16 protein-coding genes are annotated in these 15,305 nt (G+C 46.6%); 5 read left to right on the plus strand and 11 right to left on the minus strand.

Annotation, left to right across the window (positions count from 1 at the left end; all coding sequences use genetic code 11):
• Nucleotides 1-43 precede the first annotated feature (43 nt).
• The 5 genes from AB6805_RS20970 (at nt 44) to AB6805_RS20990 (ending at nt 7,228) form a co-directional block, all read left to right on the plus strand.
• On the plus strand, nt 44-712 hold the full coding sequence (locus tag AB6805_RS20970) for a response regulator transcription factor (protein ID WP_079468073.1): 669 nt from the start codon (nt 44-46) through the stop codon (nt 710-712).
• A 774-nt stretch (nt 713-1,486) separates the two neighbouring features.
• The gene (locus tag AB6805_RS20975; RefSeq protein WP_370911392.1) at nt 1,487-3,394 is read left to right on the plus strand and encodes a DNA topoisomerase IV subunit B; all 1,908 of its coding nucleotides are present in this window, start codon (nt 1,487-1,489) and stop codon (nt 3,392-3,394) included.
• 8 nt (nt 3,395-3,402) lie between these two features.
• Nucleotides 3,403-4,272 carry a DUF1835 domain-containing protein gene (locus AB6805_RS20980; protein ID WP_370911393.1) on the plus strand — a complete coding sequence of 290 codons (870 nt, stop codon included), beginning with the start codon at nt 3,403-3,405 and terminating at the stop codon, nt 4,270-4,272.
• On the plus strand, nt 4,269-4,673 hold the full coding sequence (locus tag AB6805_RS20985; RefSeq protein ID WP_370911394.1) for a hypothetical protein: 405 nt from the start codon (nt 4,269-4,271) through the stop codon (nt 4,671-4,673). The genes AB6805_RS20980 and AB6805_RS20985 overlap by 4 nt, the downstream gene beginning before the upstream one ends.
• A 17-nt stretch (nt 4,674-4,690) precedes the next feature.
• The gene (locus tag AB6805_RS20990) at nt 4,691-7,228 is read left to right on the plus strand and encodes a DNA gyrase/topoisomerase IV subunit A (RefSeq protein WP_370911395.1); all 2,538 of its coding nucleotides are present in this window, start codon (nt 4,691-4,693) and stop codon (nt 7,226-7,228) included.
• Nucleotides 7,229-7,299: 71 nt separating this feature from the next.
• Here AB6805_RS20990 and AB6805_RS20995 read toward each other — a convergent pair whose 3' ends face one another.
• The 11 genes from AB6805_RS20995 to AB6805_RS21045 form a co-directional block, all read right to left on the minus strand.
• On the minus strand, nt 7,300-7,725 hold the full coding sequence (locus tag AB6805_RS20995; RefSeq protein ID WP_370911396.1) for a MarR family winged helix-turn-helix transcriptional regulator: 426 nt from the start codon (nt 7,723-7,725) through the stop codon (nt 7,300-7,302).
• 10 nt (nt 7,726-7,735) lie between these two features.
• The gene (locus AB6805_RS21000; RefSeq protein ID WP_370911397.1) at nt 7,736-8,107 is read right to left on the minus strand and encodes a VOC family protein; all 372 of its coding nucleotides are present in this window, start codon (nt 8,105-8,107) and stop codon (nt 7,736-7,738) included.
• Nucleotides 8,108-8,208: 101 nt separating this feature from the next.
• Nucleotides 8,209-8,598, minus strand: coding sequence for a hypothetical protein (locus AB6805_RS21005; protein ID WP_370911398.1), 390 nt, complete (start codon nt 8,596-8,598; stop codon nt 8,209-8,211).
• A gap of 9 nt (nt 8,599-8,607) precedes the next feature.
• Nucleotides 8,608-9,582, minus strand: a complete 975-nt coding sequence (locus AB6805_RS21010; RefSeq protein ID WP_370911399.1) for a hypothetical protein — start codon at nt 9,580-9,582, stop codon at nt 8,608-8,610.
• Between the two features lie 26 nt (nt 9,583-9,608).
• Nucleotides 9,609-10,130, minus strand: coding sequence for a D-glycero-alpha-D-manno-heptose-1,7-bisphosphate 7-phosphatase (locus AB6805_RS21015; protein WP_370911400.1), 522 nt, complete (start codon nt 10,128-10,130; stop codon nt 9,609-9,611).
• Complete coding sequence (locus AB6805_RS21020; protein ID WP_370911401.1) at nt 10,127-10,822, minus strand: nucleotidyltransferase family protein; 696 nt, start codon at nt 10,820-10,822, stop codon at nt 10,127-10,129. The genes AB6805_RS21015 and AB6805_RS21020 overlap by 4 nt, the downstream gene beginning before the upstream one ends.
• Nucleotides 10,819-11,397, minus strand: coding sequence for an SIS domain-containing protein (locus tag AB6805_RS21025; protein WP_370911402.1), 579 nt, complete (start codon nt 11,395-11,397; stop codon nt 10,819-10,821). The genes AB6805_RS21020 and AB6805_RS21025 overlap by 4 nt, the downstream gene beginning before the upstream one ends.
• Nucleotides 11,398-11,425: 28 nt before the next feature.
• Entirely contained in the window at nt 11,426-12,451 is a 1,026-nt protein-coding gene (locus AB6805_RS21030; protein ID WP_370911403.1) for a dehydrogenase, read from the minus strand.
• 76 nt (nt 12,452-12,527) lie between these two features.
• The gene (locus tag AB6805_RS21035; protein ID WP_370911404.1) at nt 12,528-13,664 is read right to left on the minus strand and encodes a glycosyltransferase; all 1,137 of its coding nucleotides are present in this window, start codon (nt 13,662-13,664) and stop codon (nt 12,528-12,530) included.
• 30 nt (nt 13,665-13,694) lie between these two features.
• Nucleotides 13,695-14,693, minus strand: coding sequence for a glycosyltransferase family 2 protein (locus AB6805_RS21040; RefSeq protein ID WP_370911405.1), 999 nt, complete (start codon nt 14,691-14,693; stop codon nt 13,695-13,697).
• 53 nt (nt 14,694-14,746) lie between these two features.
• Nucleotides 14,747-15,295, minus strand: coding sequence for a DUF4199 domain-containing protein (locus AB6805_RS21045; RefSeq protein ID WP_370911406.1), 549 nt, complete (start codon nt 15,293-15,295; stop codon nt 14,747-14,749).
• Nucleotides 15,296-15,305: the final 10 nt, after the last annotated feature.

Genomic DNA, 15,305 nt, shown 5'->3' on the forward strand with positions numbered 1-15,305 from the left:
ATTTGTTTTTAATAACATTTAAGTGTTATAATTCCTTTTAAACATGACGGTATACTCAAAAAAGAAGTCCCAGGATAACATGGACACTATCACTATTGCGATAGTAGAAGATAATCATGATATCCGCACGGCTATGGAATTGCTGATTAATGGTTCTGACGGTTATGCCTGTGTAGGGACATTCAATAATGCGGAAACTGCCGTGGAGCAAATCCCTCAGCTGATGCCTAATGTGGTGTTGATGGATTTTAACCTGCCGGGTGGCATGAATGGTATTGAATGTATTGCGCAGTTAAAGCGCGAGCATCCTGATATGCAGTTTATGATGCTGACGGTGTATGAAGATGATGATAAAATCTTTATGGCGCTGGAGGCAGGTGCGAGTGGTTATATTCTTAAGAAAACATCTCCGGGTGAATTACTGGAAGCCATTCGCGATTTGTATGATGGTGGTTCCCCGATGAGTTCGCAGATAGCGAGGAGAGTGGTAGCATTTTTCCAGAAGCAGGCTAAGCCTAATCCGGCACTTGAAGCATTGACTACGCGTGAAAAAGAAATCCTGGATCAGTTGTCGAAAGGCTATTTGTACAAGGAAATTGCCAGCAACTTATTTATCAGTATTGAAACGGTAAGACGGCATGTACATAATATTTATGAGAAGTTGCACGTGCGCAGCCGTACGGATGCCGTAAATAAATATTATAACAGATAATCAGTAATTCAGGGATTTTATTGTTTCCTGTGGAAGCAATAAAATCCCTGAATGTTTTTCACCGGTGTCCGGCTTTAGGTTTGAACACCAGGTGCACAGATAATACTACAGCAGCAATCAACAGACAGGCGAGTTTAAATAACAGACCGGTTTTCATGGGATAGGGATTTACGGTTAATAGGTAATATAGTTAAGACATAATACTCCCTGATGGCTATTGCCAGGCTGATGTGACCAGTTGTGAATATTGTATGAAAGCCATTTGTTGGTAAAGCAGGTAAAATTGATCATCGCATCATTTGCCATGAATCAAATTTCCGGATAAGGCGAAGGAATTTATTTCCGATGCTGTTATCCTCTTCTTTTTTAATGAAGTAAGTAGCTACAAGCGCTACCAGAAAAACTGCAGTAAGCAGGATTAGAAATAGTATTTTCATAGGGACATAGGTTAGGATATCTCAAAATTGTTGACTTATGTAAATATAAAGAAATATCTGATATAAGGATCCATTCACATTAGTTTTTTTTATACCATTTTCATGTGATACTTCCCGAAAACCCCCAAAACTGTTCATTATCTCCCGGAAATATAAAATTTAACAGTCTTAATACATTGGTAATAAATAATGTAAGCATAGTGTATAACTTATACTTGGGATGATTCCCTGAATCCTTTATTTTTGCCAGCAATCAGATTTTGCTAAAAGATTTAGTATCCTTGCAAAATAGGGTGCGACCTACGAAACAATAGTATTTAGGAAATTATAATATATTATGGCAAACACGGACAAAACGGATAACAAAGATCTATTTGCTTCCTATACGGAAGACTCCATACGGTCGCTGGACTGGCGGGAGCATATCCGCCTCCGGCCTGGTATGTATATCGGTAAACTGGGAGATGGGTCGAGTATGGATGATGGTATTTACATCCTGCTTAAAGAGGTAACGGATAACTGTATTGACGAGCATACCATGGGTTTTGGTAAACAGGTCGATATCAAGGTAACGGAGCATCATGTCACCATCCGCGATTTTGGCCGGGGTATTCCTTTGGGAAAGGTGGTGGATGTAGTGAGTAAGATTAATACCGGCGCGAAGTACGACAGTAAAGCTTTTCAGAAATCGGTAGGTTTGAACGGGGTGGGTACAAAGGCAGTGAATGCTTTGTCCAGCTATTTCAAAGTGCAGTCGATCCGTGACGGCCGGATGAAAACCGCTGAGTTTGAGAGAGGGGTTTTAACTAAAGAGCATAAAGAAACGGCGACAACGGAACCCAATGGTACCCTGGTTACGTTTACACCGGACGATACTGTATTTAAAAACTACCGTTTTATACCGGAATTCCTGGAGAACCAGATCTGGAACTATTGCTTTTTGAATGCGGGTCTTACCATCAGCTTCAACGGCAAGAAATACATTTCAAAGAATGGTTTGCTGGATTTGCTGCAGCGTAAAACGAATGAAGAAGATCTGCGGTACCCGATCATTCACCTGAAGGGAGAAGATATTGAAGTAGCGATTACCCATGAAAGCCAATACGGGGAAGAGTATTATTCTTTCGTGAATGGTCAGCATACCACCCAGGGTGGTACGCACCTGGCGGCTTTCCGGGAGGCGTTTGTAAAAACGGTACGCGACTTCTATAAGAAAGATTATGAGGCTACTGATATCAGGGCTTCTATTTGTGCGGCGGTATCCATCCGCGTACAGGAGCCGGTATTTGAATCGCAAACGAAAACCAAGCTGGGGTCACAGGTTGTTTTTGAAAACGGGCCGTCTGTAAAGGCGTTTGTACTGGAGTTCCTTGCCAAGCACCTGGATGATTACCTGCACCGTAACCCGGCAATTGCAGATGCGTTGAAGAAACGTATTGAGCAAAGTGAACGTGAGCGTAAGGAGCTGGCCGGTATCAAGAAATTGGCGAATGAAAGAGCAAAGAAAGCGAACCTTCACAACAAGAAGTTGCGCGATTGCCGTTTGCACCTGAATGATGAGCTTACCGGGAAAGATAAGGCAGAACAGGAAGCCCGCCGGCTGGATTCCACCATCTTTATTACAGAGGGAGATTCTGCCAGTGGTTCCATCACCAAATCGCGCAACGTGGAAACGCAGGCGGTATTTAGTTTGCGTGGTAAACCGCTGAACAGTTTTGGTCTTACCAAAAAGGTAGTATATGAGAACGAGGAGTTCAACCTGTTGCAGCATGCGTTGAATATTGAAGACGGGCTGGAAGGATTGCGCTATAATAACATTGTGGTGGCTACCGATGCCGATGTGGACGGAATGCATATCCGTTTACTGCTGTTAACTTTCTTCCTGCAATTTTTTCCTGACCTGGTAAAGAATGGTCACGTATATATCCTGGAAACGCCGTTGTTCCGGGTGCGCAACAAGCAGCAAACTATTTACTGTTATAATGAAGAGGAGAAACAGAAGGCAGTAAAGAAACTGGGCAACAAGCCGGAGATCACCCGCTTTAAAGGATTGGGAGAAATTTCTCCGGATGAATTTGGCCGTTTTATCGGGGAAGATATCCGTATTGAGCCGATCATTTTATCGAAAGATATTCATGTCCAGAAGTTACTGGAATACTATATGGGTAAAAATACCCAGACCCGCCAGGAGTTTATCATCAACAACCTGCGGTATGAAAAGGATTTAGTAGAAGAAACAGTATAGAAAGGCATATGGGCTTAATACACATTGTTTTTGGTCAGTCTTCGGTTCCGGTGTTGGGAGAGGCGATTGCGATGGATGAGAAAATGAGCGGAGAGATCCGCTGTTTTGAAGATGACTTGTCCGTTGGACCATTATTTATCCTGGACACCAAAGAGGGCCGTGCCGGCCGTCGCCAGTTCTGGCAGCAGCTGGCGGGTATTGAACCGGTAGCTCCGGCAGCCGGCGAAGAACCGGCGGCGGAAGAAGTGACCGGCGATCCCGATGATGCCGATCTTTTTAAATCCCTGAAAGCGCAATTAAAGGAAGACCCCGAACAGGAAGTATGGATATGGGCCGGGCAAAACGCCCGCGATGTATGCGGGTACTACTGGCTGGTAAGCCAGCTGTATGATTTTGCAGGACGCATCCATATTATTTACCTCAACAACCTGCCTTTCCTTAATGAAAAGGGAGCGGTGTTTTATCCTACCCATCTGCACCAGATACTGCCAAAGGAATTCCTGAAGGCAAAGAAGCTGGCGCGTCCTATTTCACTGGCAGAATACGAGCTGGATGGCGATGAGTGGCATCGCCTGATGAATGAGAATGCGGGTATCCGTTTACTGGAAGGCGGAAAGAAGATCAAAGGAGAGCCTACCTTGTTTTACGACAAGGAGTTACTGTCGCAGAGTGGAAAAGAGTTTGTGAAAGCATGGCGGGTGGTGCAGCAGGTAACCGGTAAACTGAAGTACCCTGTGATGGACCAGTTCCTGGGCTGGCGGCTGAAAGAGCTGATCCGCGAAGGCAAACTGGAAAGCAGGGGCGATCTGAAAACAATCCGTGATTTTGAAGTGAAACAGCCGGGAGAAACTACTGAAAATCCAACAACTACTGTATGATAACCGTAACGCCACTGGAATTGATGGGAGCTGATGACCGCGGCAGCGGTTATTTCTGGAACTGCAACCGTACGGGTGATTTCCTGGTTTGCTACCGGAATGCGGGCAGCAGCAGCGGGCAGCATTATCACGAAGGTAAAAGCGACCATAAGAATCCCGAGGTACTGTACCTGTTCACCGGCAAGGCAGCCATTCACTGGTGTGCGCTGGGAGGCCATGAAATAGTAACTACGGAGGTAATGGCGCCGGCAAGGGTAGAAGTACCTGTGAATGTATGGCATCAGCTGGTGGCCATTACAGATTGTTGCTTTATAGAACTGAACTCCCTGGAGGATGTACAAAAAGACAGTGTACGTATCTGGCGGGAGGATTTTGAAAAAATGATTAACGTAAAACCGTAAGTGTATTATACATGGACATGGAAAATAAAACATCAGACGAATCTCTGCACAATGTCATCCACGTTGGAGGCATGTATGAGAGCTGGTTCCTGGATTACGCCTCTTATGTAATCCTGGAGCGGGCGGTGCCCAGCATGGAAGATGGGCTGAAGCCCGTACAGCGTCGTATCCTGCACGCCATGAGAGAAATGGACGATGGCCGTTATAATAAAGTGGCCAACGTGATCGGGCAAACGATGCAGTATCACCCGCACGGGGATGCTTCTATCAGTGATGCCATTGTTAACCTCGGACAGAAAGACCTGCTGATTGATACCCAGGGTAACTGGGGCGATGTAAGAACCGGTGATGATGCGGCAGCAGCCAGGTATATTGAGGCGCGCCTGTCGAAGTTTGCGCTGGACGTAGCATTTAATCCTAAAACTACTTCCTGGCAGCTCAGCTACGACGGCCGTAAAAATGAGCCACTGGCATTACCGATGAAGTTCCCGCTGTTGTTGGCACAGGGAGCGGAAGGTATCGCGGTTGGTTTATCTACCAAAATATTACCACACAATTTCATTGAGCTTATAGACGCTTCGATCAAATACCTCCGTGGTAAAAAGTTTGAACTGTTCCCCGATTTCATTACCGGTGGCATGGTGGATATTGCCAGTTACAATGATGGCAAACGCGGTGGTAAAGTAAGAGTACGCGCACATATTGAGGAGAAAGACAAAAAGACGCTGCTGATCAAGGATGTACCTTATGGTATTACTACCACGCAGCTGATGGAGTCTATTGTAAAGGCGAACGATAACGGTAAAATCAAGATCAAAAAAGTAGTAGATAACACGGCTGCAGAAGTGGAAATTGAAGTGCAGCTGGCGCCGGGTATTTCACCGGATATCACGATCGATGCGTTGTACGCATTCACCGATTGTGAAATTTCTATTTCGCCGAATGCCTGCGTGATCGTAAATGATAAGCCACAGTTCCTCACTGCTTCCGATCTGCTGAAATCTTCCGCGGATTATACCAAAGACCTGCTGAAGCAGGAGCTGGAAATCAAACTGGCGGAACTGCAGGAGAAATGGCACTATACCTCCCTGGAAAAACTCTTCTTTGAAAAAGGAATTTACAAGGAGCTGGAACAAAAGCATAAGGACTGGGAAACTGTGCTGAATGCTATTGATAAAGGATTTACGCCGTATAAGAAGCAACTGAAACGCGAAATCACCCGCGAGGATATTGTGAAACTAACGGAAAAGCCCGTACGCCGTATTTACCGTTTGGATATCAATGAACTGAATGAACAGATCAAGGGTATTGAAGCGGAAATCAAAGAGGTGAAGAACAACCTGGCGAACCTCACCGATTATACCGTTGCTTACTACGACAACCTGCTGAAGAAGTATGGTAAAGGCCGGGAACGTAAAACGGTGATCAAAACGTTCGACAACATCCAGGTAGCGCAGGTGGCTATTGCCAACACTAAAATATATGTGAACCGGGCGGATGGTTTCATTGGTACTTCCCTGAAGAAAGATGAGTTTGTGGCAGATTGTTCTGACCTGGACAGCATCATCGTATTCCGCCGGGATGGTAAAATGCTGGTGACCAAAGTAGCGGATAAAACCTTTGTGGGAAAGGATATCATTCATGTGGACATTTTCCGTAAGAATGACGAGCGCACTACTTACAACATGATCTATGTAGAAGGTAAGACGGGTGTAAGCTATGCCAAACGTTTCAATGTAACGGGTGTTACCCGCGATAAGGAATACGACCTGGCGCATAAAGGGGAGAAGAATTCCAAAGTGCATTATTTCTCTTCGAATCCCAACGGGGAAGCAGAAGTGGTGACGATTAAGCTGAGCCCGAACTGCAGCGCGCGTAACAAGGAGTTCGACTTATTCTTTGAAACTATTGCGATTAAAGGGCGTAACTCCATGGGGAACGTGGTAACCAAATACCCGATCCGCGGCGTGAAGTTCAAGGAGAAAGGAGTGTCTACACTGGCCGGACAAAAGATCTGGTATGACACAGAAACCGGTCGTTTGAATACGGAAGAGCGTGGCGTGTACATTGGTGCTTTTGAAGGGGAAGACAAGATCTTTGTCGCCTTTAAAAACGGTACCTATGAGCTCACGAACTACGATCTCACCAACCGTTACGAGTCGAATGATGTAGTGTACATTGAGAAGTTCAACCCCGAAAAAACGGTAACCGCTATTTACTTTGATGCGGATAAGAAGCAGTTTAATGTGAAACGTTTCCGGATTGAAACGCAGACGCTGAATAATAAATTCAATTTCATTAAGGAGGGGGCGAATAATTACCTGGAAATGGTAACAACGCATACCCAGCCAATTGTGTTGCTGAAAACAGGCAAGAAACGCAGTCCGGAAGAAGAGGAAATTGATCTGTCCGAATTTGTGGAGGTTACCGGCTGGAAAGCAGTGGGAACAAGGATTGCAGGGGATGACCTGATCAGTGCAGAGTTGTTGTCTGAGGATGAAGATCCTGATCCGAATGAAGAAGGACCGGCAGGCGGGCAGGGAGAATTATTCTAACCACCTGTTGCAGAAAATATAAAAGCGGGTAGCAATAAAATGCTATCCGCTTTTTTGTTTTTGTAAGATGATTATATTTTGCCGCCCAGGTTTTTGATCATCTTTTCCAGGAAGTTGATCGCCGTAAGATGTTCTTCCGGCGTGATGCCTTCCATTACTTTTTCGCGGTTTTTCATTTGGAGCGCGTCGATGGCAGCGTACTCCTGTTTGCCGGTATCTGTAAAGGAATAAAGATCATCAGCATGTTGGATCCAGTTGCGCGAGAGCAATGTATCCAGTATTTCGTCCAGCTCTGCAACGGTGAGGAAGCGGCTTACCTGGTGGTAATACAGGTCTTTGGAGATCTTTCCGTGCGTATTTATATTTTTCAATACCTGCCAGTGAAACCTGGTGATGCCAAAGGATTCAAAGGCGGCGTTGGTGAAATTAGTGATGAGACAATCGGCTTCTTTCAGGTACCAGCCGATGGGCAGCTTTTGGTCTATTTCGGATTGCATAAAGTTGTTTTTAATCTTTGATGGGGGTGGTTACTTCGATCATGAAGGTGTCGAAAGTAAAGTAAAAGCCAAAGTTCTTACGCATGATCTGCGGAACCTGGTCCAGTACGATACCTCCGCTTTGCAGTCGCTCCCAGGTAGCAGTTACTGCGGCTTTATCTTCCAGGTAAAATCCTATGTGAAAAGTATCCGGGTAGGTATGATTTCCTTTCTCATTCATGCGTTGGTTCATCAATACCAGGATAAATCCGTCGGGGCCATTTAAAACAGACAGGGTATCGTTTAGTTTTGGGTCGGCGCAGATAAAATCAAAGTAGGTTTCAAATAATGCCCGGGTTGCCGGTACATCTTTTACGCTGAGGTTTAAGTGATTAAGTTGCATTGCAGTGTAGATGATAAATGAATGTTCGCTCTTTTAAATGCAAATATAAGAGAATGATTGTTCTTTTAAAGAAAAAAAGCGCAATTTTTTTTAGACCGGTATTAGCTGGGATCGGCAAGGAAGCTAGTATCGCTGTTGCTGTCTATAGGAATGTAGATCCGTTCCCATTCGTTGCCGTCGGTTACCTCCCAGGTATGGCCGGGACCGTTCACATCTTCAGCGATGAGGATAATGCCGGGTTCGAGGATAAAGGTATCGCCATTGGTGACGGTAAATTGGAGCCTGCCTTTCAGCGTTATCACAAATTGCCGCCGCGGGGCAGGATGGGGAATATGCTCCAGCTCACCGGTTCCTGTTTGGCAAAAGAAATAGTTCGCGTCGATTTTGTTCCGGGTTGGGATCTTACCGGTTTCAAAGGAACAATCTGTTTCATTGGTATTGAATAGCCTGATAGCCCTGATGTATGTTGATTCGTTGTCCGTTGCTGCCATGTGAATGTTTTATTGTTTCTTCTTTGATGCGGGTTTCCTGGGTGATTCCTGCTGGAAATCTTCTGCCGACTTAGGCTGGGTCATACTTTTCTTTTTCTGATCCAGTGGTTGCGGGGTAGGAGCGCCTTTTCCAAGCGGGATGGCGTCATGAAAGATCTTGTTAACGTGCATCCATTTGCCGGCCTGCCATTTGAAGCCTTCGTAGTCCATATCGGTTACGTAAGTGAATTTCTTCATGGGCTCATTGGTTTCGGATATGAGGTGGTCGAATACGATCATGTCCAGTTCCTTGTTATAGTTGAGCGTGGCGGTGCTTTCTTTTTTATATTCAATGATAAAGCGGTTGCGTGTAGGTTTGGGCGTGCTATCTTCCGCAAAACTAAAAAATGGGCCGCCTAATACCGGTGTACCATTCCGGAAGGTGAGCATTTCCACTATTTTCTTCTGGCTGCGGGGATTGTTGGCATCCCAGCCAAAGAGGGTATAATATTCTTTGTTGAAATAATGGCGGTGCACAATATTGTAATAGAGGCAGCCATACCAGGATTTATTATCGCTGATGGTATCGGTGTTGGTCATATAGTCGGAGGCATCAAACAGGGGGAAGAGCTTCAGCTGTCCGTCGGGGGTATTCATCTGGATGGCCCCGAAATGGCGGTAGAAGCCATTTTCGCGTTCCAGTGCCCAGGTGAAGATACGGAAGGCGCTATCCTGCGGATATTGAATGGAGATGGTTTTCAGGGAATCGAACGGAAAACGGAAGGAGTATTTTGTTTTCAGTGTTCTTACCAGCAACGGAATGAACGCTTCCGTAGCCCGTTGCCGGCCTTCGTCGCCTTTTCCGTTGAAGATATCCTGACTGAGCACCTGCAGGGTATCCTGGTTATGCATTAACTGTTTCAGCCCTGCGGCATCCGGTCGCTGCGCCAGGGCGAGCAGGGAGGTAAAGACGAGGAGCAGTGACAGTAGTGTTTTTTTTGCCATATCTATTATACGGTTACGGCTTAGAATTATTGTACAGCCTGCGCAAACTGCAGCAGGTTTTGATATCGCTGATCGATCAGCGGATGAGGAAAGGGTGTTTCCGGACGGGTAGACGGGATAAAGATGGTTTGCATGCCCAGGCTTTTCCCGAACTGCATATCACTGAGGGTGTTGCCTACCATGACGGAGGTGCTGAAATCAATATCCGGGAAGTCCTGTTTTGCCTGCATACCCATGCCGGTGGCGGGTTTACGGCATGGACTGCTGCTGTCTACATCCGGGCAAAAATAGATACCATCGATTTTGCCGCCGTGCAGCTCAATCTGTTGCTGCATTTGCGTATGAATTTCCTGTAAGCCTGCTGTAGTGAGCAGTCCGCGGCCGATACAGCGTTGGTTGGTGATTACAATGATGCGTTTGAAACGGCTGGCGAGGATGGGCATTGCAGCCAGTACGCCTTCACTGAAGTGAAACATATCCGGCCGGAGTACGTATCCGTCGCGGATTTCATCGTTGATTACACCGTCTCTGTCGAGGAATAGGGTCATGATACCAATACTTTTTTTGCTGCTTCGTAATCTTCCGGAATACCGATATCAATGAAATAGGTGTCGCTGATGAAACCATATAATTTTCCTGCCTGTGCGCCGGGCTCCAGCACTTCTTTCTCAAAAGAAAACTTCTCCGGCAGGGCCAGGCTTTGCAGGAAACCGGCAGAGGTGCGGTAGATGCCGCCGTTGATCAGTCCTTCTTCACAATATTTTTTTTCATGAAACCTGGTGATCTGCTGCTGTTCATCCAGCTGGATACTGCCATAGCGGTCGAACTGTTTCATCGGTTTCAGCGCCAGTGACAGCGGGCTTTGATGGGCCTGGTGAAAATTATTAAATGCTGCGAGGTCCACATCAAAATAGGTATCGCCGTTAACGATGAAGATCTCGTTGCCTTTCACGGCAGACAGGGCATTGATAATGCCGCCGCCGGTTCCCAGCGGCTCCGTTTCTACGGTAAAGGATACACGTAGGGGGAGTGTTATGCTGTTGCACCAGTTTATGACCTGTTCAGACAGGTAGCCGAGCGACAGTACCGCGTGGTTAATGCCCTGTTTATGCAGGTATTGCAGCAGGTAATATAAAAAAGGGTGTTCACCGAGTGGGGCCATGCATTTAGGCTTATCGGCCACTACGCTTCTTAGGCGGGTGCCGAGTCCCCCCGCGAGTACGATACATTCTCCCGTCATGCGCCAAACAGGTTGTTTTCCACTATTTCACAAATAATATGTCCCACGGTGATATGTGCTTCCTGGATGCGGGGCGTATCGCCGGAGGGGATGTTGATGAGGTAGTCGCTGCCTTCTTTCATTTTGCCGCCGGTGGCCCCGGTCATGCTCACCACGATCATACCCTGTTCCCTTGCCACTTTTATAGCTTCAAGGATATTAGCGGAGTTACCGGAGGTAGAAATGCCTACCAGTATATCTCCGGGGCGGCCTATGCCTTTCAGGATGCGGGCATATACCTGGTCGTAGCCGTAGTCGTTGCCTACCGCGGTGATGTAAGAAGTATTGCAATGCAGTGCCTCCGCGTACAGGGGCATGCGATCTTTATAAAACCGGCCGGAGAATTCTGCGGCGAGGTGTTGCGCATCTGCGGCGCTGCCGCCGTTTCCGCAAAAAAGGATTTTATGATCGGTTTGCAGGCTGTGGGTAATGGCTTCTGCTACCAGTTTGATGGTATTTAGCAACGGTTCATCCTGGCAGATGGCTTCTTTTACAGCGATGCTTTCCCGGATCTTATTGGCAATGAATTGTTTCATCAGCAGATATTTTTGATTTGTTGTGCCCTTAAATGCTCCACGTTTGAATACCGTGATTGGTAAAGGTATAGCGTTTTACATCTCCGCCAAAACCGCTTAGTGCGTCTACTACGGCGAAGCGGGTATTTTTCGGACAATAGAAGATCATGAATCCGCCGCCACCGGCGCCGGAAATTTTACCACCGCTGGCGCCGGCTTTGCGGGCAGCCTCGTAAATTTCATCGAGCTGGGGATTGGTGATGCCATGGGCCATCTTCTTTTTATTTTCAAAACCGTAGTTCAGGATTTCACCGATTTTATCGATGGTTCCCCGCAGTAATGCTTCCTTCATCATCACCGCCTGTTCTTTCAGTTGGTGCATGGCTTCAATGGAAGCATCTTTTTTATCGGTTACATTTTTTTGTTGTTCGGAGATGATAGTGGAAGATAAGCGGCTGGTAGATGTATAGAACAATACCAGGTTATTTTCCAGTTCGTGAAGATTTACTTCTTTAATACGCAGCGGGTTTACAATTACTTTGTCGCCCTGGTAAAACTCCATGAAGTTTACGCCGCCAAAGGTAGCCGCGTATTGGTCTTGTTTACCGCCGGCCTGGTTTAGGTCTTCGCGTTCAATAGAATAAGCGAGGTGCGCCATGTCATATTCCCCCAGCGGTAATTTCATCCATTCCGCGAATGCGCCCAGTACGGCCACCACGAGAGTGGAGGAGGTACCGAGGCCGGAGCCGGCAGGTGCATCTACAAAAGTGGTGAGTTTAAAACCGGCAGATGGTAAGGAGCCATAATCTTTTTGTACGCGGTTAATGACGCCTTTAAGGATATCCAGTTTTCCGTCTAACGGTAAAGGGTATACGGCATCATAGGTTGCAGTTTCCCTTCTGTCGGCGCAATCAAAAACCACTTGTCCGTTCTGGAGGGGTTCTATGGATGCGCGTGCATATAAGGAGATGGTAGCGTTGAGAATGGCGCCACCGTATAAGTCCGAATACGGACTTACATCTGTGCCACCACCGGCAAGGCCTATACGTAAAGGTGCTTTACTTCTGTAAATCATGCTAGTTGTCAGGTTTAGTTTGCTGGCCATGTAGTCAACAATTATGATGCCGCTGTGTCTACAACCGGCATATTCATCAGCGATCTGCTACCAGCGTATGAATTTCTTTTGCCAGCCGTGCCCACGAATATTGCAGTTTCTCTTTGCGGAGGGCTTCCACCATATCAGCTTCGCGGTTTTCCACGAAATATTTTTCGATGGCGGCTGCAATAGAGGCTGGTTCCGGTTCGGCCTGGAATCCTACCACGCCATCCGGCACCATTTCCACGAGTCCGCCTACATTGGTTACCACCATTGGTTTTTCAAAGTGATAGGCGATCTGTGAAATGCCACTCTGGGTAGCGCTTTTATAGGGTTGTACCACCAGGTCGGCGGCGCAGAAATAGTTTTTAACGGCTTCGTTGGGAATGAAATCGGTGTGCATTAGCACGCGGTCGCCCAGTTGCAATTTATTCAGCAGTTCCAGGTAAGGGGCTGCGTCTTCATAATATTCGCCCGCTACGATGGCGTGAACATCCAGTTTTTTCAGTCTTTCATCCGCCATTGCCTGTAGCAGGAGATCGAGTCCCTTATATTGACGGATAAAGCCAAAGAAGAGAATATATTTTTTGCCCGGGTTCAGTTTCAGATTGGCGCGGGCTTCTTCTTTCGATATCAGGGCGCCGTAGTTATCGTAGATGGGATGCGGAATGAGCGAGGCTTTTTTCACGGGCTCAAATACCCGCAGGTCGTTGAGTACCGATTGGCTCATGGCGACAAAGGCATCTACCGGTTTCAGGAAATATTTTGTAAAGGCTACGTCACCGGGTCTTTTTTCGTGCGGCACTACGTTATCCAGTACGGCAATAACTTTGGTATGTTTTCTTTTGCCTAACCGCAGGAGGGAGCCTAATGCCGGGCCCATGATGGGTAGCCAGTATTTGGTGATGATGATGTCCGGGTTCATTTTCCGGATCTTGCGGCCTGTTATTAACCAGTTCAGCGGATTAACGGAGTTGATCAATCTTTTGATGCGGAGATGCGCCGGAGCGGGGTCGGTAGAGAACTGGCTTTTTCCGGGGAAAAAGAATTTGGGGTATTGTATGGTAAAGGTCCATATTTCCACCTCATCCGTTTGCTGGAGTTCTTCTGCGAGCCGTTCGTTATAAGCAGCCAGCCCACCCCGGAAGGGGTAGGCTGTACCTAAAATAAGTATTTTCTTTTTGTCAGCCATAGATTCAGATAACGATAATGAATGAGCGGATCAGCGTCTGCGGTTGTGTTGGTGTGCTAACTGCAACTCTTCATCCGTAACATTACTGGTATGGTCCATCCGCTCTTCCACGAGGTATGAATTACGTTCCGTGGCGTTGCGTGTTACCAGTTCCCCGATAAAACCGGTGAGGAATAGCTGGGAACCGATGATCATACAAAGCAGCCCGAAATAGAACAGGGGCCTGTCTGTCATGTTTACTTTATCAAAGAATATTTTTGCCAGTGCGAGGTAGGCGGCTATCACAAATCCCACGAAGAAGGAGAGGGAGCCCAGTGCGCCGAAGAGGTGCATGGGGCGTTTGCCGAATTTGCCGATAAACATGATAGTGGCCAGATCCAGGAAGCCGTTGATAAAGCGTTCCAGTCCGAATTTGGTAACTCCATATTTGCGGGCGCGGTGTTCCACTACTTTTTCACCTATTTTGCGGAAGCCGTTCCATTTGGCGATAACGGGAATATAGCGGTGCATTTCCCCGTATACTTCTATGGACTTCACTACTTTTTTGCGATAGGCTTTCAGACCGCAGTTCATGTCGTGCAGTTTCACGCCGCTCATGCGGGTAGTGGTGTAGTTGTATAATTTTGAAGGAAGGTTTTTGGTAAAAGCATTATCGTAACGTTTCTTTTTCCAGCCGCTCACGAGGTCAAAGCCTTCTTCCACGATCATGCAGTAGAGTTCTGGTATTTCATCGGGACTATCCTGGAGATCGGCATCCATGGTAATCACCACATCGCCCTGTGCCGCGCTGAAGCCTTCATTGAGGGCTGCGGACTTGCCGTAGTTGCGCTGGAACTTGATCCCTTTTATGAGGGGGTTCTGCGCAGCCAGTTGTTGTATAACGGCCCAGGAGTCGTCTGTGCTGCCATCGTCTACCATCCATACCTCGTAGGTGAAATGGTGTGTGTCCATCACTCTTTCAATCCATGCCGCGAGTTCCGGCAAGGATTCTTCTTCGTTTTTTAAAGGAACGATTACGGATATGTTCATCTTAATAGAATAGTATTATTACTTCACCAATAAAGGCGCTTAGTTACGGATTCTTACGCCTGATTTCGTTGACCTTCAAAAGGCTGTTTCTTACGGATTATCACTGCAAGTATCGCAGATACCACGAAAAATTTTATCAGGTTTCTCAGGTAATCGATAAATGCAGAAGAAATAGTTACACGGTAATCTGCATCTTTCAGATCTTTCAACTGCTTATCGATTTCTTCCTGTGGCGCCCTGAATTTACGCAATAACCATGCAGTATCTTCCATCAGGTGTTTTTTGGACAGCTCCATCAGGTTGTTATCGTACATATAGGTAAATACGACATAATTATAAACGGCTATCATCAGCGAGCTGATAACAAAGGTGGTAAAGATGGGTTTAATCGCATCTTTGAAACCAATATATCCGCCAAGTTGTTTTTTTCTTTCCAATCCCGCAAATATGCCAAGTACGGCCCATACTACAAACTGGATGAATTTTAATTTAAGGGAAAAAAGATAATCAGGGCCGGCTACCCAGATTAAAACATTCCAGACAATCATGGCCAATCCCACTAACAGACCCCATTTTATACCGGGATTCGAATTTTGTTGCATACGCACAGGC

The sequence above is a fragment of the Chitinophaga sp. RCC_12 genome (genome assembly GCF_041360695.1).
Classification (GTDB): domain Bacteria; phylum Bacteroidota; class Bacteroidia; order Chitinophagales; family Chitinophagaceae; genus Chitinophaga.

Coding starts and splice junctions, on each gene's coding strand:
- AB6805_RS20970 (WP_079468073.1), top strand. CDS start 44: ATGACGGTATACTCAAAAAAGAAGTCCCAGGATAACATGGACACTATC.
- AB6805_RS20975 (WP_370911392.1), top strand. CDS start 1,487: ATGGCAAACACGGACAAAACGGATAACAAAGATCTATTTGCTTCCTAT.
- AB6805_RS20980 (WP_370911393.1), top strand. CDS start 3,403: ATGGGCTTAATACACATTGTTTTTGGTCAGTCTTCGGTTCCGGTGTTG.
- AB6805_RS20985 (WP_370911394.1), top strand. CDS start 4,269: ATGATAACCGTAACGCCACTGGAATTGATGGGAGCTGATGACCGCGGC.
- AB6805_RS20990 (WP_370911395.1), top strand. CDS start 4,691: ATGGAAAATAAAACATCAGACGAATCTCTGCACAATGTCATCCACGTT.
- AB6805_RS20995 (WP_370911396.1), bottom strand. CDS start 7,725: ATGCAATCCGAAATAGACCAAAAGCTGCCCATCGGCTGGTACCTGAAA.
- AB6805_RS21000 (WP_370911397.1), bottom strand. CDS start 8,107: ATGCAACTTAATCACTTAAACCTCAGCGTAAAAGATGTACCGGCAACC.
- AB6805_RS21005 (WP_370911398.1), bottom strand. CDS start 8,598: ATGGCAGCAACGGACAACGAATCAACATACATCAGGGCTATCAGGCTA.
- AB6805_RS21010 (WP_370911399.1), bottom strand. CDS start 9,582: ATGGCAAAAAAAACACTACTGTCACTGCTCCTCGTCTTTACCTCCCTG.
- AB6805_RS21015 (WP_370911400.1), bottom strand. CDS start 10,130: ATGACCCTATTCCTCGACAGAGACGGTGTAATCAACGATGAAATCCGC.
- AB6805_RS21020 (WP_370911401.1), bottom strand. CDS start 10,822: ATGACGGGAGAATGTATCGTACTCGCGGGGGGACTCGGCACCCGCCTA.
- AB6805_RS21025 (WP_370911402.1), bottom strand. CDS start 11,397: ATGAAACAATTCATTGCCAATAAGATCCGGGAAAGCATCGCTGTAAAA.
- AB6805_RS21030 (WP_370911403.1), bottom strand. CDS start 12,451: ATGATTTACAGAAGTAAAGCACCTTTACGTATAGGCCTTGCCGGTGGT.
- AB6805_RS21035 (WP_370911404.1), bottom strand. CDS start 13,664: ATGGCTGACAAAAAGAAAATACTTATTTTAGGTACAGCCTACCCCTTC.
- AB6805_RS21040 (WP_370911405.1), bottom strand. CDS start 14,693: ATGAACATATCCGTAATCGTTCCTTTAAAAAACGAAGAAGAATCCTTG.
- AB6805_RS21045 (WP_370911406.1), bottom strand. CDS start 15,295: ATGCAACAAAATTCGAATCCCGGTATAAAATGGGGTCTGTTAGTGGGA.